Genomic DNA, 19645 nt, shown 5'->3' on the forward strand with positions numbered 1-19645 from the left:
GTCATGAGCGCCAAGCGACCCGTATTCCTCGATCTGTGGCGGATCAAGCTGCCGGCCACCGGGATCGTCTCCATCCTCCACCGCGTGAGCGGCCTGCTGATGATCGCTGCGGTGCCCGTCGCGGCCGCGCTGTTGGCCCTGTCGCTGGCCGGCCCCGAGGGCTTCGCGGCCGTCGCCGCGCTCCTCGAACACTGGCTGGCGAAGGTCGCCCTCGTGGTCCTGGCCTGGTCGTTGGCGCACCACCTCTTCGCCGGGATTCGCCACCTGTTCCTCGACATCGGCATCGGCCTGGATCGGCCAGTCGCGCGCACCAGCGCCCGCGCGGCGATCACCGTAGCCGTCGCCGCCGTGCTGATCGGCGGGGGGGTGATCCTGCTATGAGCCGCCAAGCCTCCGGCCTCAAGGCCTGGGTCGTGCAGCGCGTCACGGCCCTCTATCTCGCTGTCTTCTTCGTCTATCTGCTGGTCCACTTCCTCGTCGCGCCACCGGCCGACTATGCCGCCTGGCGCGACTGGGTGGCCCAGCCGCTGGTCAGCCTCGGGCTGCTCGTTACGGTGCCGGTCCTGCTGGCCCACGCCTGGGTCGGTCTGCGCGATGTCCTGATGGATTACGTCAAGCCCCTCGGGCTGCGGGTCGGGCTGTTGTCGGCCGCCGCCTTCGTCTTCCTCGCCGCCGGACTCTGGGCGCTGCGGGCGATCCTCCTCGTCGGCCTACAGGGGTAATGTCACGATGCCGATCCCAACACGCCATTTCGATGCCCTGATCCTCGGTGCCGGCGGGGCCGGGCTCAATGCGGCGCTGCGCCTGGCCGGGGCCGACGCCCGCGTCGCCGTGGTCTCGAAGGTCTTCCCGACCCGCTCGCACACGGTCGCCGCCCAGGGCGGCGTCAACGCGGCGTTGGCAAACGTGATGCCAGACAACTGGCACTGGCACATGTACGACACCGTCAAGGGCTCCGACTTCCTCGGCGACCAGGATGCGATCGAGTACATGTGCCGCGAGGCGATCGCCACCGTCTACGAGCTCGAGCACGCCGGCGTGCCCTTCTCGCGGCTCGACGACGGGCGCATCTACCAGCGGCCCTTCGGCGGCCAGAGCCAGAACTTCGGCGGCGACCAGGCGGCGCGCACCTGCGCGGCGGCCGACCGCACCGGGCACGCGATCCTGCACACCCTGTATCAGCAGAACCTGCGCGCCCGCACCCACTTCTTCGACGAATTCTTCGCGATCGACCTGCTGCGCGACGACGAGGGCTATGTGATCGGCGCCCTGGTCCTGGAGATCGAGACCGGCGAGCCGCTGATCATCGCCTCGAAGACGACGCTGATCGCGACGGGCGGCTACGGCCAGGTCTTCCGCACCTCGACCAACGCCTTCATCAACACCGGCGACGGCATGGCGATGGCCCTGCGCGTCGGCGTGCCGCTGATGGACATGGAGTTCTACCAGTTCCACCCGACCGGGGTGGCCGGCAAGGGCATGCTGATCACCGAGGGGGCGCGCGGCGAGGGCGGCTACCTGCTCAATGGCGACGGCGAGCGCTTCATGGAGCGCTACGCCCCGCGGGCGCTCGATCTCGCGAGCCGCGACGTGGTCAGCCGCGCGATCGCGACCGAGGTCCGCGAGGGCCGCGGCTGCGGGCCGAACCGCGACCATGTGCTGCTGAAGCTCGATCACCTGGGCGCCGACGTGGTCCACCATCGCCTGCCCGGCATCAGCGACATCTGCCGGACCTTCGTCGGCATCGACCCGGCGAAGGACCCGATCCCGGTCTTCCCGACCGCCCATTACGCGATGGGCGGGATCCCGACCGATCGCAGCGCCCGGGTCGTCGCGCCGCTGCGCCACGGCCCCGAGGAGGTCGTCCCCGGCCTCTACGCCGCCGGCGAGTGCGCCTGCGTCTCGGTGCACGGTGCCAACCGGCTCGGCGGCAATTCGCTGCTCGACATCCTCGTGTTCGGTCGCGCGGCCGGTCAGGACATCCTGCGTTACCTGAAGGAAAACCCGAACCACCGGCCCCTGACCGACAGCGTCATCGCCCCGGCGATGGCCCGCCTCGAGCGCTGGCAGCGGCGCGGCGACGGCGAGCCGGTCCATGTCGTCAAGGCGGATCTGCGCAAGCTGATGGAGGACCACTGCGGGGTCTTCCGCACCGAGGCGGTCATGGCCGAGGGGGTCGAGAAGCTCGTGGCGCTGCGCGAGCGGGTCGAGGGCGTGCGGCTCACCGACCATAGCCAGACCTTCAACACGGCCCGCATCGAGGCCCTGGAACTCGACAATCTGGTCGACGTCGGCATGGCGACCCTGTGCAGCGCCCTGTTCCGCCAGGAGAGCCGCGGCGCCCACTCGCGGGTCGACTACCCCGAGCGCGACGACCAGAACTGGCTGCGCCACAGCCTCTATTTCCGCGATGGCGACCGGATGGACTCCAAGCCCGTGCGCACCAAGCCGCTCACGGTCGAGAGCTTCCCGCCCAAGCCGCGGGTCTATTGACGGGCCGTGCCCTCGTTTATCGCCGCCGGGCCGGGCTCGCCGCCGGGCCGTCCGGCGGCTCGACTCTCCAGGTATCGGATATGAAACTGAGCGTCTATCGCTTCAATCCCGACACGGACCAGCGGCCCGCGATGCAGGACTTCGAGGTCGAGGTCACGCCGGGCATGATGCTGCGCGAGGCCCTGCTCGAGATCAAGAAGCAGGACGAGACCTTCGCCTTCCGTCACTCCTGCGGCGAGGGCGTCTGCGGCTCGGATGGCATGAACGTCAACGGGCGCAACTGCCTCGCCTGCATCACGCCGCTCGCCGAGCTCAAGGAGCCGATCCTCGTGCGCCCGCTCCCCGGGCGGCCGGTGATCCGCGACCTGGTCGTCGACATGACCCAGTTCTACGACCAGTACAAGGCCGTCAAGCCCTATCTGGTGCGCGAGGACCCGCTCCCGGAGGCCGAGATCCGCCAGACCCCGGCCGAGCGTGACCGTCTCGATGGCCTCTACGAGTGCATCCTCTGCGGCTGCTGCTCGACGGCCTGCCCGTCCTTCTGGTGGAATCCGGAGCGTTTCCACGGCCCGGCGGCCCTGCTCCAGGCCTGGCGCTTCCTCGCCGACAGCCGCGACCAGGCGACCGATGCGCGGCTCGATGCCCTGGAAGGCCCCTACAAGCTGTTCCGCTGTCATAGCATCATGAACTGCGTCGAGGTCTGCCCGAAGGGCCTCAATCCGACCCGGGCGATCGGGCGGATCAAGGACCTGATGCTCGAGAAGGGCGTGTGAGCACCGCAACCGCCGACGACCGCGAACTCCAGCGGCTGCGCTGGCAGTGCCGGCGCGGGATGCTCGAGCTCGACCTGCTGCTCGATGCCTTCCTCGAGCGCGGCTGGGGCGACCTCGACGAGGCCGGCCGCCGCGCGTTCGAGCGGCTCCTCGGCTTTCCGGACCAGGTGATCCTCGACTGGCTGATGCAGCAGGCCGTGCCGGCCGACGCAGTGCTGCGGGACCTGGTCGCGCGGATCCTGGCCGTCGTCATCCCGCCGCCCCCGCGGCCCTGATCGGCCGGCGCTCGAGCCGTAGGTCGGGGCAGCGTAGCGTAGCCCGCGAGGTGGCGGCCTGTTTCACGGTAACCGAGGTGCAGCTGGATGGTGTCTTTCTCCGGCACCTTGGACGATCCCAGTTATCCTTCCAGCCGATATCGAAGCTGACAATACCGTCTAGGGTTCGGTCAGTCGTCGTGCGTTAGCTTGTGCCCCAGGTCGCGGCCGGTGATGGCCGTTCCCGTTCCACGCGATATCAGGAGCACAGGCCGATGATCACTTCCTCTTCCCTCGAGTCGCTCGGTTCGATCGGGCGCCGCCGGGTGCGCCCTACGGGCGACCAGCGTCGTCGTCGCGTCGCGCCACTGGTGAGCCAACTGGCCACCGGGCGCGGCATCCACCAGGTGGACCGGCAGTGTGAATGCAATGGCGAGTGTGACCTCTCGATCGAGGAAATCATTGCCGCCTATGTGGCGAGCCAGCCGTCTCAGCTCTACCGTGGCGGTGCTTGACGGGGATGCAATACGCGTTGCCGGCCTTAGGGGGCAAGACGTTCCCCCGGTCGCGTCCGGGGAAAATCGCGTGAGCCTCACTCGATGAAGCGCAAGTCGGCGCCTTGCAGACTGCGTCCGCGCCGGCTGTGATCTGTTGAACTGCCGGGTTACCGTGGAAGATGCACTTTGATTTTTCCGGGTTTTGTCGGTCCTGCATGCTCGTTAGCGCGGCGTAACCTGACATTTCGGCGCCGCCTGTCGGGTTACGGCGCGCCTACCCCGACCTTGCCGTGCCGGTATTCGCCGAGGCCGTCGGGTTAGCGCAGCGTAACCCGACAGCGAAGGCTAAGGCCGCCTGAGCGCGACCTCGTACTCGTTCCAGACGGCATCGGCTGAGACCGCCACCAGGCCCTCGCTACGGGCCTGAGCGATGATCAATCGGTCGAAGGGATCTTCGTGTATGCCCGGAAGCCGCCCCGTCTCGATGGCATGCGTGTCGTCGATCGGCAGGAACGAAGCGCCCGCGGCAAGGGTTTGATCGCGGAAGGTGACGGGGTCGACCGAGAGCTTTCCCAGGCGATGCTTGATCGCCACCTCCCAAACGCTGGCCACGGAGACCAGGCAGGCGGTGTGCGCCATCTGCTCCCGCGTATCCTGCCGCAAACGCGCATCGCCCAGCAGCCACCACAGCATGACCTGGGTGTCGAGCAGCAGCTTCATGAGTTTTTGAAAAGCTCGGCGACTTCAGCGTCCGCCTGTTCGCCGAAGGCCGCATCCACATCGTCGAACCGCCCGGCCAGCACCCCCCAATGGCGCAGGCCTGGAGCGGCCACGCACGGCACCAATCGGACTTGGGCCTCGCCATGGTTGGCGATGATGACTTCCTCACCGGAGACGGCGGCCTTCACCAGCTTCGAGAGCTGATTCTTGGCTTCGAGCATATTGACTTGCACGACGAATCCTCCGTTTGGATCGCCCTATTCTAGCTAAGCTGGCCAACGTGGCCAACCATGCCGGTCTGGAGTCGGCGATCGGAATGCCGCCGTCGGGTCAATCTGTGTCGGGCCGCTCGGGCGGTGTGGCTGGCCGTCGGTCATCCCGCCGGCGACCCTCCAGGGCCGCGCGCAGCAGCGCTGCGGCTCGGTAGGGGCCGTGGATCAGCTTGCCGTAGGGCAGGGTCGCGAAGAGGCCGAGGACGCTCCCGAGATGCAGCGCGAGCAGGAGGCCCATCCCCGCGGTCTCGCGCAGCGCAAGAAGGAGCAGGCCGCTCGCGGCGACGGCGAAGAGCTGGGCGAGGAGGACATAGTCCCCGGCCAGGGTCTCGGCGGCCGTCGGCGCCGGGTCGGCGCGGTGCTTGGCCCGCAGCAGCCCGCCGATCCCCACGAGCATGGCGACCCCGCCGAGCGTGCCGAGCAGCACCGGGGCGCTCGCGAGCGGGTAGGGCGCCAGCCGGCCGAGCAGGTGGTGGAAGAGGGCGGCGGTCGCGGTCGCGGCCAGGCAGAGCAGGAGGCCGTAGAAGAGGGTCAGGTGGGCGATCCGCCGGCCCTGCGTGAAGGACCCGTCGCGGTCGTTGCAGCCGGGGCCGCCGCCGTCGAGGTGGCGCAGCGTCAGCAGGTCGCGTGCGGCCGTGAGCAGCGCCCGCCGCCGCGTCACGGCCGGCGCGTGCGGTGCGATGTCGCGCCAGAAGCGGGCCAGGCCGATGGTCGCGGCGAGCAGCGCCCAGCCGAGCGTAAGTGTCGCGACCGCCGTCATCACCCCCCAGGGGATCACCGCGTAGAAGGCCCCGGCCTCGCGGTGGACCGCGAAGAGCCGTTCCCAGGGCACCCAGAGGAGCGTCAGCACCGGCAGGAGCAGGGTCATCGCGAGCGCGATCGTGGCCGTCGCAGTGGCCTCGCCGGTCCAGCGCCCGAGGGTCCGCGGCCAGGTGTAGCGCCGGTAGGTGCCGGTGCGCACCCGGGCCAGCGTCGCCGGGACATTGATCGCGAACGGGTGGGGCGGGGCGTACTGGCACGCATACCAGCAGGCGCGGCAGTTGTGGCAGAGGTTGGCCAGGTAGTCGAGGTCGGCCCGCGCGAGCGACGGGCAGCGCTCGAGCGCCGGGAAGACCGGACAGAGGCCGGTGCAGTAGCCGCAGACGCGGCACAGGGCCATGACCCGATGGCCCTCGGCGAGGGCGGCGTCGCTGGCGGGTGTCGTCATCTCAGTGGCCGGTGCGGGCATGGCGGGCGGCCTGCGTCCCGGCGATACGGCCGAAGACCGCGCCGATGGTCAGCCCGGTGCCGGCCAGATAGCCGGTGCCGAGGATCGCCGGCGCCATGATGGCCCCGGCGGCGAAGAGGTCCGGGCAGGTGCGCCCGTCGGTGCGCAGGACCCGCGCCTGCGGGTCGACGCGCAGGCCGTGGCTGGTGCCCGTGATGCCCGGGGCCATCGGGTAGGCGGCGAACGGCGGTGCGGCGAGCGGCTGCGCGAACCGCGACTTCGGCGGGGCAAGCCCCAGGGTGTGCTCGGCCCCGGCCCCGGCCTGCTGCACGGCCCGGTTGTAGTCGGCGACCGTCGCGGTCAGCACCGCCGGGTCGAGGCCCAGGGCCGCGGCCAGGTCGGCGATGGTCTCGGCCTCGATCGCCGGGTAGATCGACGGCGTCGTGCGGGTGCGGCCTTCGGCATCGAGGATCAGGAAGGCGCGCTGCCCCGGGCAGCGGGCGACGAGGCGACCCCAGGTCGAGTAGCGGCGCGGGCTGATCTCGGCCCCCTCGTCGTGGAAGCGTCGGGCGTTGCGATCGACGACCAGCCCCCAGGGCATGCCATCGACGCGGGTGACGATGCCGCCGTCGGCCGCCGGCGAGCGGGCGTCGATGGCGACCAGATGGCAGGCCCCAGGCTCGCCGGCCGAAGCGGCGCCCTGCGCGAGCAGCGCGCGCAGGGGCGCCCCGCTCGCGAAGGGTGTGCCGCGCACGATCAGGTCCGGTGCGGCCTCGCCCCAGGTCTCGGCGAGCCAGTCCGGGTTGGCCTGGTAGCCGCCGCAGCAGAGGCAGACGGTCCGTGCCCGTGCCTCCAGCGTCCGCCCGTCCTGGCGCAACGAGACCCGACGCGGCGAGGGGCCGTCGAGCGCCAGCGGCAGCGCCTCGGTGTCCTGGTGGATCGCCACCCCGAGGCGCGCGGCGCGGGCGGCCAGGGCGTTGATCGCCGCCGTGCCGCCGCCGAGTAAGAAGGCGGTCTTGCGCGACCAGGGCAGGGTCCCGCGGGCCGGCTCCTCGAAGTGCACGCCCTGGGCCGCGAGCCAGTCCGGCAGGTCCAAGGAGCCCTCGGCCAGGCACCGGGCGAGGGCCGCGTCGCCGTGCCCGCCGCTCGCCGTGCAGAGCTCGTCCAGGAACTCGTCGCTCGGGTAACGGTCGGGGAAGAGCCGCGACGGGGTCGCGTGGGCGATGCGCAGGTTGCGCGCGTGGCGCGCGTTGCCACCGCGCAAGTGCGCCGGTGCGGCGTCGACGAGGCGCACGCCGGCCCCGGCCTCGCGCGCGGCGATGGCCGCGCAGTAGGCCGCGATGCCCCCGCCGATGACGAGGACATCGTCGACGGGCCAGGGGGCCGGCGGGGGGCGCGTGGATCCGGACATGGCCGATTCGACCGCGGCGGGCGGGCCCGGTTGCGCCGCCGGCCTCGGGGCGGTGCCGATCACCGTGCCAGCGCGAGCAGGCGGTCCAGGTCGATGTCGGCCTCGAGCCGCTCGGCCAGGGCGTCGAGGGTCGCCTCGATGCGGCCCTCGTGATCGGCGAGGTGCCCGGCATGGCCGAGGCCAGCGAGCCAGTGATGGCGAAAGCCATCGGCACCGAATAGGCCGTGGATGTAGGCGCCCATGACGCGGCCATCCGGCGATACCGCCCCCTCGCGGCGGACCTGGCCCTGCTCATCGAGCAGCAGCCAGGGCCTCTCCAGGCCCGGACCGGCGGTGCGGCCCATGTGCATCTCGTAGCCCGTCACTCGTTGGCCGCTGCGCCGGTCGAGGGCGTCGAGCTCGACCAGTCGCTTGTCGGGGCCGATCTCGGTCTCGATGTCGAGGAGCCCGAGGCCGCGGCTCTCGCCGGGTGGCCCTTCGATGCCCAGCGGGTCGCGGATCCTGCGCCCGAGCATCTGGAAGCCGGCGCACAGCCCGACGACCCGCCCGCCGTGGCGCAGATGGCAGCGGATGTCGCGATCCCAGCCCTCGGCGCGCAGCCGTTCGAGGTCGGCGCGCGTCGCCTTCGAGCCCGGCAGCAGGATCAGGTCGGCCGCGCGCGGCAGCGGTTGCCCCGGCGGCACCCAGCGCACGGCGATGCCGGGTTCGGCGGCGAGCGGGGTCAGGTCGTCGAAGTTGGCGATCCGCGGTAGCCGAGGCACGGCGACGATCAGCCCGGCGTCGCCGTCCGTCGTCGGCCGATCGAGGGCGAGCGAGTCCTCCGGCGGCAGGCCCTGGGCACCGGTGAACCAGCCGACGAGGCCGAGACACGGCCAGCCGGTCGCGCCGGTCATGTCGTCGCAGGCCGGCGCGAAGACGGCGGGGTCGCCGCGGAACTTGTTGACCAGAACGCCGACGACGCGCGCTCGCTCGCTCGGGCACCACAGGGCGTGACTGCCGAGGACGGCCGCCGTGACGCCGCCGCGCGAGTCGTCGCCGAGGAGGACGACCGGCAGGCCGGCGGCCTCGGCGAGGCCCATGTTCGTGATGTCCTGGGCGCGCAGATAGCGCTCGGCGCCGCTGCCGGCCCCCTCGACGAGGACCAGGTCGGCCTCCCCGGCGAGGTGCTCCAGGCTCGCGAGCACCGTCGGCATCAGGCTGGGTTTGAGCGCCTGGTAGGCGCTCGCCGAGAAGGTGCCGAGCGGTCGGCCGCGCAGCACGACCTGGGAATCCAGGTCGCTCTGGGGCTTGAGCAGCACGGGGTTCATGTGCACCGAGCAGGGCGCGCGGCAGGCGCGCGCCTGCAACGCCTGGGCGCGGCCGATCTCGCCGCGCGGCGCGGCCCCGTCGGGCCCCGGCGAGCCGTCGCCGTCGACGGTGACGGCGGCATTGTTGCTCATGTTCTGGGCCTTGAACGGGCGCACCCTCAGGCCGCGGCGGGTATAGGCGCGGCACAGCCCCGCAACGAGCAGGCTCTTGCCGACGTCGGCGCTGGTGCCCTGGACCATCAGCAGGCGGGCGCGGCGGGGCGGTCGGGTGGGGGCTTCGTCTGGCATCCGGGAGTGAAGGGCATCGGGCGGGAGTCGGGTCTCGATGGGCGGCATTGGACAACGGTCGGTGGGCCGATGCAATGGCCGGGATGTGCCGCGCCGGTCTTTGGGCCGGATTTCCGATTGGTCCAAACCCTTGCGGTCCTCGATACTCGCCCCGAGAGAGTCGAATCACCGCCCGACGGCGTAGCGGGGCGGGTCCAGTGGAGACGATCGATGAACGAGCGGGCGAGCCACGATACCGATTTCCATGCCTGGGCGATCCAGAATGCCCGGCTATTGCGAGAAGGCGCCTTCACCGAGCTCGATGTCGAGAAGATCGCCGAGGAACTCGAGGCCATGGGTGCAAGCGAGCGTCGGGAGCTGTTGAATCGCCTTCAGGTGCTGCTCGTCCACCTGCTGAAGCACCAATACCACCCGGAACGGCGCGGCAAGAGCTGGCTGTTGACGATCAACCATCAGCGCACCGCGATCGAGCGGCTGCTGGAGCAGTCGCCGAGCCTGCGGCGGATGCTGGACGAGGAGATCATCGAACGGGTGTACGGCAAGGCGGTGCGCGATGCCGTGATCGATACGGACCTCGAGCGACACCTGTTCCCGGTCCGTTGTCCCTATCGGTTGGCGCAGATCCTCGACGAGGATTGGCTGCCCGAGGCCTGAGGGTCCGAACCGCGTTGGTAGGCCCCATGTGTCCGGGGGCCGCGCGCGCCTGCGCAGTCCTGTCTCGTCTTGCGATGAGGTGGCAGGGCCGGAGGAGGCGTCGAGCGACGGCCGGCGTCGTGTCAGGCCGGTCGCGGCGGTGTGCCGTCGCGGCCCGTCGTCCCATCGCCAGGGTTTGGCGCCAAGGGACAGGCGCAGCGGACCAGGGTGCCGCCCTGGGCGGGCCGCTCGATCGTCAGCTGGCCGCCGATGATGTTGGCGCGGTAACGCATGATCGGGATGCCGAGGCCCGCACCCTCGGCCTTGACCGGGCGGATGCCGGTGCCGTCGTCGTAGACGGACAGGACGAGATCCTGCCCCTCCGCGCCGAGCCGGATCTCGATGTGCCGAGCCCCGGCGTGTCGGATGGCGTTGTGCACGGCCTCTTGAGCGATCCGATACAGGTGGGTGGCCTGCATCTTGTCGCTGACCCTGCCGGCGCGTCCGGTCGAGAACCGGCAGACGCTCTCCGAGCGCCGCTCGGCGCCCTCCGCGAGGTCGGTGAGGGCCTCGACCAGGCTCTGGGGGTCGATCTCGATCGGGGCGAGCCCCCTGGCCAGGGCGCGTGTCTGTGCCAGGGTATCCCGCAGGTGGCTGACCAGCTCGGCGGCGATCTTCGCCTCTTCCGGGCACTGGGCCGCGACGAGACGGCGCTCGACGCTGGTCGCGAACATGGCAATGCCGGTCAACTGCTGGCCGATCCCGTCGTGAATCTCGCAGCCGATCCGTTCCTGTTCGGCGGTGCTCGCGGCGATGATCTGCTGTTCGAGCGCCTCGCGCTCGCTGACATCGCGGATGAGGGCCACGTGGAGGTCGAGGTCGTCGATCGCGCTGACCCTGATCTCCATCGGGAAGAGGGTGCCGTCGTGGCGGCATCCGGTCATGATGTGGGCGCGAGTGCATCGGCGCAGGCACTGGGCGAGGCGGATGCAGGTCGAGCAGTCGGGACAATCGCGGCAGTTCGGCGGCAAGAGCAGGCGCAGGTCTTGGCCGATCATCTCCGTCGCGGGCTGTCCGAATATCTGCTCGGCCGCCGGATTGCCGCTCCGGATCCGGTCTTCGTCGTCGAAGGTCAGGATGGCGTCCGCCGCGTTATCGACGATGGCGCGCAGCGACTGCTCTTGCTCGTAGAGGCTGGTCTCCAGCGCCTTGCGCTCGGTGATGTCGTGCACCAGGGCCAAGAAACCCGCGATGCGGCCGTCGTCCCCTTGCTGCGGGACATAGATGACATCCATCGCGCGCGTCCCATCGGGCAACGCAAGGGTCGCCTCGTAGCGCTGTCGCTCGCCGGCCAATGCCTTGTCGATATGGGGCTTGGCGATCGCATAGTTATCCGCCCCGAGCACCGCGCTCACGGTGTGCCCGAGGATCTCGTCCGCGGGCAGGCCGAATGCCTGTTCGTAGAGCCGGTTGACGTAGCGATAGACCTCGTCGGTGTCGACATAGGCGAACATGGCCGGCACATTGTCCGCCAGGGTCCGCAGTTCTCCTTCGCGCTGGGCGAGTTCGGCCGTACGTTCGGCGACGCGCTGCTCGAGCAGCCGGTTCATCTCCTGCAATCGGTGCTCGCTCTCGCGCAGCAGCCGCTCGGCCTGAATGCGGTTGGTAATGTCGATGAAGGTGATCGCGACCCCGTCGATGCGCTTGTCCTGGGTGCGGTAGGGTTGAATGCGGCGCAGGAAATGACGGCCGTCGTCGGAGCTTACCTCCTTCTCCAGGGGCGCGAGCTGCTCCAGCACCGACTCGGCATCTTCCAAGACTTGCGCGTCATCGAAGTTTGGCGAGAAATCGGCGAGCGGCCGGTCGATGTCCGTGGCGCGCAGGTTGAACAGTCGCGCGGCGGGGGGCGTGAACAGTTTGATGCGCATGGTGCTGTCGAGAAAGACGGTCGAGATGTTCGTATTGCTCAGCAGGTTGTTGATATCGTTGCTGCTGCGTTCCAGCTCGGCGAGTTTCTCCTCGAGCTGGCTGTTCACGGTCGAAAGCTCCTCGTTCAGCGACTGGAGCTCTTCCTTCGAACTCTCGAGCTCCTCGTTGGCGGACTGGAGCTCTTCGTTCATCGACATCACTTCTTCATTCGATGCCTTGAGTTCTTCATTGGAGATCTCCAATTCCTCGATCGTGCCTTGCAGGTCCTCGCGAACCGTCTTGAGTTCCAGTTCGAGCTGCCGCACCACGGACGACTCGTCTGCGGTCTCGCGTTGCATGACCACCTCGGGGCAGGCCTCGGCACCCGAGGTCCGATCGGCGAAGATCACCAGCAATAGCCCTTGGTCGCCATGGGAATCCGGCACCGGTCGGACCCGCACGTCGACGGGAACGTAACCGCCGTCGCGCTTGACGACGGCCTCCTCGAGCGAGACCGTCACACGATCGCGCAGCGCCTTGTGGCAGGCCTCGCGCAGTCGGGTGCGCAGGCCGTCGCGGGCCATGGCCATGAGGTCGCGACTCGGCTCCCCCGTGGGCTGGTCCAGGAAACGCATCGTCGGACCGTGGAAATAGAGGATCTGGTTGTGGCGGTCGACGAGCACGGCGGCCCGGTCGCAGTCCTCCAGCAGCAACCGCTGGGCTAGGGTCGCGAGGCGCGTCGACGGAACGGTCGCCTCCTCGGGCGGGGCCGTCAGGGTGCCTGGCCCTTGCGACGCGCCGCCGTTTGGAATCTCCGGGATGTTGCGCCGCATCGCGTCTACGCGTCGAAAGAGCCGCCACTTCTTCGAGACCGTCTCGAAGAGATCGACCTGCCGCCCGATCGATTCCGACGGGCCCAGGAGCAGATGGCCGCCCTCCTTGAGTGCGAAGTGGAAGAGGGCGATGACCTTCTGTTGGAGTGGCGGTTCGAGATAGATCAGCAGGTTGCGGCAGCTGATCAGGTCGAGCCTCGAGAACGGGGGGTCGCTGATCAGATTCTGCGACGCGAAGGTGATCGTCTCGCGCAGCCGCTTGCTCACCTGGTAGCGGTGTTCGTCGACACGGACGAAGAAGCGTTCCAGTCGCTCGGCACTCAGGTCGACGGCGAAGCTCTCGGGATAGATGCCCTGGCGGGCCGTCTCCAGCGCCTCCTCGTCGATGTCGGTGGCGAAGATCTGGAGGTTGTGCGGACGCTGGCGCCGCAGAAAGGCCTCCATCAGCAGGATGGCGATGCTGTAGGCCTCCTCGCCGCTCGAGCAGCCCGGGATCCAGACACGGATGGGGATGTCCGGGTCTGCCTGCTCCACCAGGGGCGCGATGACCTCTTGCGCCAAGAGTTCATAGGCGTCCGCGTCGCGGAAGAAACCGGTCACGCCGATCAGCAGGCTCTGCAATAGCCGCTGTGGCTCTGCGGCATCGGCGCGCAGCCGTTCGAGATAGTCGCCGAGCCGATCCGCCTGGCAGATGCGCATGCGGCGCTGCACGCGGCGCATCAGCATCCGCCTGCGGTAGCCGCGTAAGTCGTACCGGGTGCGGACCCGCAAGAAGGCCAGGATCCGGTCGAGCTCGTTGGGCTTGCCAGCCGCCTCCGGCCGGTGCTGGCGGTCCGTCTCGCGGCTGCCGCGGGCGGCATACTGGATCAGCGTCTCGGCCATGGCCTCTGGACTGAGCACATAATCGGGCGAGCCGTCGGCGATGGCGTTGCGAGGCATCTGGTCGTACTCGGCGCTCTCGGGCTGCTGGACGACGGCCAGGCCGCCTCGCCCCCTGATCGCCTGAAGGCCGAGGGTGCCATGGGTGCCCGTCCCCGACAGGACGACGCCGATCGCCCGTTCCCGGTACGCATCCGCGAGCGAGCGCAGGAAGAAGTCGATGACTGTGGACTGGCCGACGGACGCGGGCGGTGTCGACAACCGCAGCGTGCCCCGTTCGATCGACAGATAGCGGTTGGGCGGGATCACGTAGACCTGGTCGGCCTCGATGGCCTGGCCATCCTGCGCCTCGGTCACCGGCATCGCGCTGTGCTTGGCGAGCAGCTCGACCAGGAGGCTTTCGTGATGGGGATCCAGATGCGGCACCAGCACGAAGGCGAGGCCCGTGTTCGGCGGCGTCGCCTGCAGCAGGCGCTTGAAGGCCGCGAGCCCCCCGGCCGATGCGCCGACACCGACGACCGCGCGGCAGGGGCGCCGCGCCCCTTGTTCGGGGAGGCCGCTCGGGCGGTCGTCCGCGTCGGCCCCTGGGGTGTCGCCGTCTTGCGAGTCGATCATTCCCGGCGGTCCTCTTGGCCCGCCTCGAGCGCCCACTGCACCGCGCAGCGGGTCAATTCGGCGCCGGATGCCAGGTTGAGTTTTCGTTTGATCTTCGCCCGGTGGGCCTCGACGGTCTTCACGCTCAGGTGCAGCCGCGCGGCGATCTGGGATGCGCTGAGACACTGGCCGAGCAGGCAGAAGACCTCGAGCTCGCGGTCGCTCAGATCATGGACGGAGGCCGCTCCCGCCAGCGGCGGGTGTTTGGCGGAGAGCCGCTCCAACATGAGCTCGGTCATGCGTTCGCTCAGGTAGATCCGACCGGACAGGATCACCCGGATCGCCCCGACGACCTGGGTGGCGGCCGCGTGCTTATCGAGGTAGCCCTTGGCGCCGGCCGCGAGTGCGCGTTGCGCGAATAGGGATTCCTCGTGCATCGAGCAGACGAGGATGCCCACGAGGCCTGGCGCCCCCGCCAGCCGTTTCACCAGCTCCAGACCGTTGCCGTCCGGCAGCGATAGATCGACGATGACGATGTCGGGCGTGTCGTCGCGAACGAGACCCAAGGTATCGTGAATACTCCCTGTCTCCCCGCACACGAGGAGATCGGGCTCGTCGTCGATCAGGGCCTTGATCCCCGCCCGCACCAGAGGATGGTCGTCGACGATCAGGATGCGATGCCTGCCCCTGGACTGCGCGCTCTGGCCAGCGTCCATGGACCTTCGTTGCTCCGCTGATGCCTAGTGAGTGTTCCCGAGCCAGAGGAGCGGCGATCCCCTCATTCACCTCCCTGCCCCCTGTCTTGATAATAGCAAACGGCACGAGTGTGGCGCTGATCGCCGAGCGCGTCCAATCGAAGGACAAGCCGTGCGGATTCGTGCCGGGCCACGAACTCGACGATTGGCTCGAGGCCGAGCCTGAGCCCGACGACCAGGTGCCGCGGTCAGGGATCCCATCCCGGTCGCGCGCCGCGTCGAGCCCTCCAAGAAGCGCGTTGACGGCGATCTTTCATGGTGCTGGCAAGGGACGGGATTTCTGGTCCGTCTCGTGTCCCGCCGGTTTGCCGGGCGGACATGGCGGGCCTTCTCTCGACCCGCCGCGGGCACCTCGAGTTTTCCAAGGCGCCCTTCAGTCAGCGGAAGCGACCGAGAGGAGGGCGGTCGGAAACCTAGTGCAAGACTGCGGAATGCCCGAGGCCGCGCGTCGCTGTCTGCAATCCCCGCGTGGCGCGTGGTAGGAGCCCGCTTGCGGGCGATCTGAGCGACGATTCAAGGACAGCCGGTCCATCTTCTGGGAACTACGAAACACGCGAAAGGGCCGAACTGACACACAAGAATCTGCCGTCTTTTCGCGACCTTCGTGTATTTCGTGGTTTCTTGTCGTCTTCGCGCTTGTGTCGTTTGTTTCTGAACCCTTCCTTGGCCGCCACGAGCGCGTCGTAGTCGCCCGCAAGGGGGCACCTATCGGTGCTCGCATCCTAGGGCGACATGAAAGCGGCCTCGGTATATTTCCGGAGCGAGGCACTAGCGCAGCACTTCAGAAATCCCGAGGCTGTTCGTTGTCGTTGTCGAGATTCGCAAGCCGACAACGACAACGATCTGAGACGGTCTCGGAACATCTGCACTGTTGCACTAGGGTGCGGTGAGCTGGCGAACCGCGCCGCTCGCATAGCCGGTAGGGTAGCGGTTCGTTCCTCACGGCACCCTGCACAGCGGACCTTCAGGATAACCCGATGCCCGCGTCGGAGGCGGGCCGCCCCTCGTCAGCCAATGATCGCCGATCTTCGCTCGGCGCCGGCCGAGCCAGCTGCCGTCAGGCGGCCCCCTTCTTCTGCCAGTCGATGGCGTGCTGCTCGAGCAGCCGGTACAGGGTCACCCGCGAGATGTCGAGGCGCCGCGCGGCCTTGGAGACATTGTTGCTGACAGTGCCCAGGGTCGTCTCGATGATCTCGCGCTCGGCCTTGGCGCGTGCCTCGGCGAGCGTCATCAGGGCGCGGTTGGGGGTGTCCTTGTCGAGGCCGAGGTCGCGAGGTCGGATCAGATCGCCCTCGCACATGACCACGGCCCGTTGGATGCGGTTGATCATCTCGCGGACGTTGCCGGGCCAGGGGTGGGTGCGGATGGCGTTCAGCGCCTGCTCGGAGAAGCCCTTGACGTTGGGTCGGATGGCCCGGGCGGTCTCGCGCAGGAAATGGGTCGCGAGCAGCTCGATGTCCTCGCCGCGCTCGCGCAACGGCGGCATCTCCAGGTGCAGGACGTTGAGTCGGTAGTAGAGGTCCTCGCGGAAGCCCCCCTCCTCGACGGCCTTCTCCAGGTCGACATGGGTGGCCGCGATGACGCGCACGTCGAGGGCGATCGGGCCCGAGCCGCCGATGCGATCGATCGTCTTCTCCTGCAGGAACCGCAGCAGATTGACCTGGAGGTCGAGCGGCAGATCGCCGATCTCGTCGAGGAACAGGGTCCCGTTCTGGGCCGCCTCGATGCGCCCGACGCGGCGCCGGTCGGCGCCGGTGAACGAGCCCTTCTCATGGCCGAACAGCTCGGTCTGGATCAGCTCTTTCGGGAGGGCGGCGCAGTTGACCGCGACGAACGGGCCATCGGCCCGCGGGGAGAGCCTGTGTATCGCCTGGGCGGTCAACTCCTTGCCGGTGCCGCTCTCGCCGCGGATCATGACATTGAGGCCGATCGCGCCCACCTTCTGGATCGCGCCGAACAGCCGGCGCATGCCGGGGCTGTGGCCGACCATGCCGAACTGCATCGCGCGATCGGCCGCCGGGCGCAGGCCATGGCAGCCGATGCGCGCCATGCCGTAGGCGTGGCCGAGGGTGATCGACAGGCGCTCCGCATCGACCGGCAGGGTGTGGTAGTCGTAGAAGTAAGTCGTGATCATGCGGGCGATCGGCGGCGAGGCGACCGCGGCATTCGAGACCAGCGCCACCCACTTGACCTGATTCCCACCCCTGTTGAGCTCGTTGAGGGACTCCAGGTAGCGACGCAGCGTCGCCGGATCGAGCTGCGACTCGTCCAGGTGGACCAATCCGACGGAAAAATCCTGCTGTTTCGGAAGCGCCACACAGTCGTCGGAAGCCGTAATGTCGTGTACGACCCACCCGTGGCGGGCGAGCTCGAGCGGGAGCGCATCGGTCATCTCCGGCGACCCGAAACAAAGCAGGGGGCGCGGGGTTGTGTTCATGGTCTACGGCTCTCTGCAAGTACCAGGATCCCGCGTTGAAGGATGTGACGGCGGGTTCGTTTGCGCGGCTCGAGGGGCCTCGAAAACCGGCCTTCCTCCCTATTGCAAGGATCCCCCATGGTCACTTTCATTGTGAAAAGCGCCGGCCCTTAGGGGAATGAGGGGCCCGCCCAGCCGGGTGTAGGTGACGGCACTATCCTGGGCTAGGGGTTTCCCTGATGGGCGCCGTCATCCGCAACGCGGGCGCCGTCGCTCACCGGGGCCGCGGGGGCTCGATCAATTGCGCTGAGCATCGTCTGCCGAGAAGACCCGTGAGCGGTGGACGGCAGCCGTCCGATGGCGGCATCGCCGCCATGTGGAAGGACGTCGGATTCCGGCTGGGATCGCACCGCGAGGGAGGGACGCGAAGCGAAAATGCGATTTCCGCTTCGCTTCAGGTGCTGCTCGTCCACCGGCTGAAGCACCAATATCGGCCGGAACGGCGCGGCAAGGGCTGGCTGTTGACGATCAACCATCAGCGCACCGCGATCGAGCGGCTGCTGGAGCCGTCGCCGAGCCTGCGGCGGATGCTCGACGAGGAGATCATCGAACGGGTGTACGGCAAGGCGGTGCGCGATGCCGTGATCGAGGCGGCCTCGAGCGACACCTGTTCCGGGTCCGTTGTCCCGATCGGTTGGCGCAGATCCTCGACGAGGATTGGCCGCCCACTGCTCCGGGCCCGGAAAAACGGCTTATGCTTGCGGCCATGGTAGGGCGTGACAGGACCGCATGATGATCGACATTCGCCTGCTCCACCAGGGATCGGTGGTCTTCGGTGTGTTCTCCGGCGTCATCCGCGACGGGCCCTTGCTGGATGCCTATGGCGCCGTCACCCGTCACCCCGAGCTGCGTGCGACACGGGATGAGATCCTGGTCGTCGCGCCGGGAACGAAGCTGCTCATCAGCTTCAGCGCCTATGCGCAGATCGCGGATTGGGCAAGCACCAGTCCGCCCGGGCACGCCGTGCACGTCCGCACGGCTGTCGTGGGCGACCACGTAGAGCTCCTTACCAACGCGAAGATCTACGAAAGCGCAGTCCAGCAGCGGGAGCAGCCCGCGGAAACCGTGCGGTATTTCGATGAGCTGTCAGCCGCCCTGCGCTGGCTGGAGCGGGACGACATGCTCGAGGAGCTTGGTGCCCTCCTGCCCGTCGCCGGCCCCCCGGCCCCCGGAGCGAAAGACGCCTTCGACCATGTGCATTACGCAGATCTTCACGACATCCTCGCCTACACCCCACTGGTGCTTTTCGAGGGTTTCATGGCGCAGGGCGAGGGCTTCAAGGTGCTGTATGTCAGCGAAGCGTCGAAGAAGGTGCTGGGCTTTCCCGCCGAGGAGCTGGTCACGAGCATCGTGCCGCTGAAGGACCGGCTTTCGCCCGAGGACCGGGAGCGCCTGGCGCACTTCCTACCGGAGAAGCAGCACCAAGACGAAGGCCGAGTGCTGAAGATCGAGTTCCCTATCGGCACCCGACCGACGGCGCGATGTGGCTGCAGCTGGCCATGACCGCCACCCCTCGCTCCCTGGAAGGCCGACGGATCTGGTCGGGCTATGCCCTGGACCTGACCGAGAAGAGACAGCTGGAGCTCGAGCTGCAAGTCGCCGCCACCCACGACCCGCTGACGGCCCTCCTCAACCGGCGGGAACTGCTCGCCCGCCTCGCTCACGAGCTGGCACGCACCCAGCGCTACGGCCGCACCCTGTCCATCGTTGTGCTGGACATCGACCACTTCAAGGCCATCAATGATCAGCATGGCCACCTGGCCGGGGATCGCGTCTTGGTCCGGGTGGCCGACGTCCTCAGGCGCTCGGTCCGAGAGCCGGACCAGACCGGGCGTTATGGCGGCGAGGAGTTCCTGCTGGTGCTGCCGGAGACGAGTCTGTCGGAGGCCATCGCCCTGGCGGAGCGCGTGCGCGAGCGGCTTCAAGACGTCGACATCGCTGGCCCGGAGCCAAGTAATAGGCTCTCGGCCAGCTTTGGCATCACCAACGTGGTTCCCGGCGACTCGAACGCGCTGGAAAGGGCCCTGGCGAGGGCGGATCAGGCCATGTACGAGGCCAAGAAAGCCGGCAGGAACTGCGTGCGCTGCATCGCTGTGTGAGGACGGCCCGGCCAGACGAGGGGCGGCCCGAGCACCCAGGGGCTCGGGGTCCGGGGCTCGGGGTCGGTGCGGCCTGGCCAGGCCGCGTGTTCTAGCGGGTGAGAGTCCCGCCTGGGTAGTAGTCGTGAGCCGCGAGCCCAGCATCGAGCCTTGCGATGCGGCTGATAACAGCCGTGTCGATGCGCAGGCACGAGAGCAGGAGAGGCGCAAGGGTCACGGTTGGAGCCGACCTTGAAGGTGTCGAGC

General features: G+C 68.7%; 18 protein-coding genes. 10 read left to right on the forward strand and 8 right to left on the reverse strand.

Annotated features, from left to right (window positions below; translation table 11 throughout):
• Window positions 1-3: 3 nt before the first annotated feature.
• The 6 genes from sdhC (at window position 4) to CKO41_RS03295 (ending at window position 4035) form a co-directional block, all read left to right on the forward strand.
• Window positions 4-381, forward strand: coding sequence for a succinate dehydrogenase, cytochrome b556 subunit (gene sdhC / locus CKO41_RS03270; RefSeq protein WP_200252717.1), 378 nt, complete (start codon window positions 4-6; stop codon window positions 379-381).
• On the forward strand, window positions 378-722 hold the full coding sequence (gene sdhD / locus CKO41_RS03275; RefSeq protein ID WP_200252715.1) for a succinate dehydrogenase, hydrophobic membrane anchor protein: 345 nt from the start codon (window positions 378-380) through the stop codon (window positions 720-722). The genes sdhC and sdhD overlap by 4 nt, the downstream gene beginning before the upstream one ends.
• Window positions 723-729: 7 nt before the next feature.
• Entirely contained in the window at window positions 730-2493 is a 1764-nt protein-coding gene (gene sdhA, locus CKO41_RS03280; protein WP_200381251.1) for a succinate dehydrogenase flavoprotein subunit, read from the forward strand.
• 80 nt (window positions 2494-2573) lie between these two features.
• Window positions 2574-3266, forward strand: coding sequence for a succinate dehydrogenase iron-sulfur subunit (locus CKO41_RS03285; RefSeq protein ID WP_200252710.1), 693 nt, complete (start codon window positions 2574-2576; stop codon window positions 3264-3266).
• Window positions 3263-3541 carry a succinate dehydrogenase assembly factor 2 gene (locus CKO41_RS03290; RefSeq protein WP_200252707.1) on the forward strand — a complete coding sequence of 93 codons (279 nt, stop codon included), beginning with the start codon at window positions 3263-3265 and terminating at the stop codon, window positions 3539-3541. The genes CKO41_RS03285 and CKO41_RS03290 overlap by 4 nt, the downstream gene beginning before the upstream one ends.
• A 254-nt stretch (window positions 3542-3795) precedes the next feature.
• On the forward strand, window positions 3796-4035 hold the full coding sequence (locus CKO41_RS03295; protein ID WP_200252705.1) for a hypothetical protein: 240 nt from the start codon (window positions 3796-3798) through the stop codon (window positions 4033-4035).
• A gap of 327 nt (window positions 4036-4362) precedes the next feature.
• Here the strand turns inward: CKO41_RS03295 and CKO41_RS03300 are convergent, their stop codons facing one another.
• The 5 genes from CKO41_RS03300 to CKO41_RS03320 all read right to left on the reverse strand — a co-directional run bounded on the left by CKO41_RS03300 (window position 4363) and on the right by CKO41_RS03320 (window position 9222).
• A complete protein-coding gene (locus tag CKO41_RS03300; RefSeq protein WP_200252703.1) occupies window positions 4363-4737 on the reverse strand; it encodes a type II toxin-antitoxin system VapC family toxin in 375 nt (124 codons plus the stop codon).
• The gene (locus CKO41_RS03305) at window positions 4734-4970 is read right to left on the reverse strand and encodes a type II toxin-antitoxin system prevent-host-death family antitoxin (RefSeq protein WP_200252701.1); all 237 of its coding nucleotides are present in this window, start codon (window positions 4968-4970) and stop codon (window positions 4734-4736) included. Before CKO41_RS03305 ends, CKO41_RS03300 begins: the two co-directional genes overlap by 4 nt.
• 97 nt (window positions 4971-5067) lie before the next feature.
• Window positions 5068-6216 (reverse strand): tricarballylate utilization 4Fe-4S protein TcuB, encoded by a 1149-nt coding sequence (gene tcuB, locus CKO41_RS03310; protein ID WP_242463910.1) that lies wholly within the window; start codon window positions 6214-6216, stop codon window positions 5068-5070.
• 1 nt (window position 6217) lies between these two features.
• A complete protein-coding gene (tcuA, locus tag CKO41_RS03315) occupies window positions 6218-7627 on the reverse strand; it encodes an FAD-dependent tricarballylate dehydrogenase TcuA (protein ID WP_200381253.1) in 1410 nt (469 codons plus the stop codon).
• Window positions 7628-7686: 59 nt separating this feature from the next.
• Window positions 7687-9222 (reverse strand): cobyric acid synthase, encoded by a 1536-nt coding sequence (locus CKO41_RS03320; RefSeq protein ID WP_242463913.1) that lies wholly within the window; start codon window positions 9220-9222, stop codon window positions 7687-7689.
• 210 nt (window positions 9223-9432) lie between these two features.
• Here CKO41_RS03320 and CKO41_RS03325 point away from each other — a divergent pair, with 210 nt between their 5' ends.
• Window positions 9433-9876, forward strand: coding sequence for a DUF29 domain-containing protein (locus CKO41_RS03325; protein ID WP_200381254.1), 444 nt, complete (start codon window positions 9433-9435; stop codon window positions 9874-9876).
• A gap of 122 nt (window positions 9877-9998) precedes the next feature.
• On the opposite strand, the gene CKO41_RS03330 is transcribed toward CKO41_RS03325, so the two are convergent.
• The 3 genes from CKO41_RS03330 to CKO41_RS03340 form a co-directional block, all read right to left on the reverse strand.
• Window positions 9999-14090 carry a CheR family methyltransferase gene (locus tag CKO41_RS03330; protein ID WP_200381255.1) on the reverse strand — a complete coding sequence of 1364 codons (4092 nt, stop codon included), beginning with the start codon at window positions 14088-14090 and terminating at the stop codon, window positions 9999-10001.
• Window positions 14087-14785 carry a response regulator gene (locus CKO41_RS03335; protein WP_200381256.1) on the reverse strand — a complete coding sequence of 233 codons (699 nt, stop codon included), beginning with the start codon at window positions 14783-14785 and terminating at the stop codon, window positions 14087-14089. Before CKO41_RS03335 ends, CKO41_RS03330 begins: the two co-directional genes overlap by 4 nt.
• A 1096-nt stretch (window positions 14786-15881) precedes the next feature.
• Window positions 15882-17261 carry a sigma-54 dependent transcriptional regulator gene (locus CKO41_RS03340; protein ID WP_200381257.1) on the reverse strand — a complete coding sequence of 460 codons (1380 nt, stop codon included), beginning with the start codon at window positions 17259-17261 and terminating at the stop codon, window positions 15882-15884.
• A gap of 218 nt (window positions 17262-17479) precedes the next feature.
• Here CKO41_RS03340 and CKO41_RS03345 point away from each other — a divergent pair, with 218 nt between their 5' ends.
• From CKO41_RS03345 to CKO41_RS03355, 3 genes are read left to right on the forward strand one after another with little or no spacing between them, the layout of a single operon-like run.
• Window positions 17480-18013 carry a DUF29 domain-containing protein gene (locus CKO41_RS03345; RefSeq protein ID WP_242463917.1) on the forward strand — a complete coding sequence of 178 codons (534 nt, stop codon included), beginning with the start codon at window positions 17480-17482 and terminating at the stop codon, window positions 18011-18013.
• A gap of 16 nt (window positions 18014-18029) precedes the next feature.
• Window positions 18030-18803, forward strand: a complete 774-nt coding sequence (locus CKO41_RS03350; protein ID WP_200381258.1) for a PAS domain-containing protein — start codon at window positions 18030-18032, stop codon at window positions 18801-18803.
• Window positions 18782-19399, forward strand: a complete 618-nt coding sequence (locus tag CKO41_RS03355; protein WP_200381259.1) for a GGDEF domain-containing protein — start codon at window positions 18782-18784, stop codon at window positions 19397-19399. Before CKO41_RS03350 ends, CKO41_RS03355 begins: the two co-directional genes overlap by 22 nt.
• Window positions 19400-19645: the final 246 nt, after the last annotated feature.

The organism is Thiococcus pfennigii, assembly GCF_016583835.1.
GTDB classification, from domain to species: Bacteria; Pseudomonadota; Gammaproteobacteria; order Chromatiales; family Chromatiaceae; genus Thiococcus; species Thiococcus pfennigii.

Coding starts and splice junctions, on each gene's coding strand:
- CKO41_RS03340 (WP_200381257.1), bottom strand. CDS start 17,261: ATGAACACAACCCCGCGCCCCCTGCTTTGTTTCGGGTCGCCGGAGATG.
- sdhD (WP_200252715.1), top strand. CDS start 378: ATGAGCCGCCAAGCCTCCGGCCTCAAGGCCTGGGTCGTGCAGCGCGTC.
- CKO41_RS03350 (WP_200381258.1), top strand. CDS start 18,030: ATGATGATCGACATTCGCCTGCTCCACCAGGGATCGGTGGTCTTCGGT.
- CKO41_RS03285 (WP_200252710.1), top strand. CDS start 2,574: ATGAAACTGAGCGTCTATCGCTTCAATCCCGACACGGACCAGCGGCCC.
- CKO41_RS03325 (WP_200381254.1), top strand. CDS start 9,433: ATGAACGAGCGGGCGAGCCACGATACCGATTTCCATGCCTGGGCGATC.
- tcuB (WP_242463910.1), bottom strand. CDS start 6,216: ATGACGACACCCGCCAGCGACGCCGCCCTCGCCGAGGGCCATCGGGTC.
- CKO41_RS03300 (WP_200252703.1), bottom strand. CDS start 4,737: ATGAAGCTGCTGCTCGACACCCAGGTCATGCTGTGGTGGCTGCTGGGC.
- CKO41_RS03345 (WP_242463917.1), top strand. CDS start 17,480: ATGGGCGCCGTCATCCGCAACGCGGGCGCCGTCGCTCACCGGGGCCGC.
- tcuA (WP_200381253.1), bottom strand. CDS start 7,627: ATGTCCGGATCCACGCGCCCCCCGCCGGCCCCCTGGCCCGTCGACGAT.
- sdhC (WP_200252717.1), top strand. CDS start 4: ATGAGCGCCAAGCGACCCGTATTCCTCGATCTGTGGCGGATCAAGCTG.
- sdhA (WP_200381251.1), top strand. CDS start 730: ATGCCGATCCCAACACGCCATTTCGATGCCCTGATCCTCGGTGCCGGC.
- CKO41_RS03330 (WP_200381255.1), bottom strand. CDS start 14,090: ATGATCGACTCGCAAGACGGCGACACCCCAGGGGCCGACGCGGACGAC.
- CKO41_RS03320 (WP_242463913.1), bottom strand. CDS start 9,222: ATGCCAGACGAAGCCCCCACCCGACCGCCCCGCCGCGCCCGCCTGCTG.
- CKO41_RS03295 (WP_200252705.1), top strand. CDS start 3,796: ATGATCACTTCCTCTTCCCTCGAGTCGCTCGGTTCGATCGGGCGCCGC.
- CKO41_RS03335 (WP_200381256.1), bottom strand. CDS start 14,785: ATGGACGCTGGCCAGAGCGCGCAGTCCAGGGGCAGGCATCGCATCCTG.
- CKO41_RS03355 (WP_200381259.1), top strand. CDS start 18,782: ATGTGGCTGCAGCTGGCCATGACCGCCACCCCTCGCTCCCTGGAAGGC.